General features: G+C 39.8%; 1 protein-coding gene and 1 pseudogene. Both read left to right on the forward strand.

Annotated elements, in window-relative coordinates; all coding sequences use genetic code 11:
* Nucleotides 1-98 (forward strand): annotated as a pseudogene (locus tag EII37_RS10690) (adhesion protein); the annotation flags it as partial.
* 7 nt (nt 99-105) lie between these two features.
* Nucleotides 106-1,039, forward strand: a 934-nt coding sequence (locus tag EII37_RS10695) for a pneumococcal-type histidine triad protein (protein ID WP_124788556.1), incomplete at its 3' end; no start/stop codon positions are given.

Genomic DNA, 1,039 nt, shown 5'->3' on the forward strand with positions numbered 1-1,039 from the left:
AAACTCTGAATCCTTTAGAGGCAGACCCACAAAATGACAAGACTTATTTAGAAAATCTTGAAGAAAATATGAGTATTTTAGCAGAAGAATTAAAGTGAGGAAAGAATGAAAATCAATAAAAAATATCTAGCTGGGTCAGCAGCAGCACTTGTTTTAAGTGTCTGTGCTTATGAACTAGGTTTGCATCAAGCCCAAACTGTAAAAGAAAATAATCGTGTTTCATACATTGATGGCAACCAACCAAGCCAAAAGGCAGAGACTTTGACACCTGATGAAGTCAGTAAAAAAGAAGGTATAAATGCTGAGCAAATTGTTATCAAGATTACGGACCAAGGTTATGTGACTTCTCATGGAGACCATTATCACTACTATAATGGCAAGGTTCCTTATGATGCTATCATCAGTGAAGAACTTCTGATGAAAGATCCAAATTATCAGTTGAAGGATTCAGACATTGTCAATGAAATCAAGGGTGGCTATGTGATTAAGGTAGATGGTAAGTATTATGTCTATCTAAAGGATGCAGCGCATGCTGATAATGTTCGCTCAAAAGAAGAAATCACTCGTCAGAAGCAGGAACACGGTAGTAATCACGGAGGTGGTTCTAGCGATAAAGCAGTAGTCGCTGCCAGAGCTCAGGGCCGCTATACAACAGATGATGGTTATATCTTTAATGCATCTGATATCATTGAGGACACGGGTGATGCCTATATCGTTCCTCATGGCAATCATTTCCACTATATTCCTAAGAGTGACTTGTCTGCCAGTGAATTAGCTGCAGCTCGAGTCTTCCTAGCTGGAAAAACTAATCAGCCAAGCTCAGTTGGGTATCGTCCTTCAACAAATTCTTCTAGCAGCAGCTCATCAGAGGCATCAAATAGTAGTTCATATGGACAAACGAATCAAAGCAATGTTGAGGCAAATACCAGAAGATGGACTCCAAGTATTAGCCAACAAGTGGATAATAGCTATCAAGCTAGTCCGAGTGAAGACGTATCCAGTCTCTTGAAACAGCTTTATGCCTTGCCACTCAGTCAAC

The organism is Streptococcus sp. OH4692_COT-348 (assembly GCF_003859975.1).
Taxonomy (GTDB): domain Bacteria; phylum Bacillota; class Bacilli; order Lactobacillales; family Streptococcaceae; genus Streptococcus.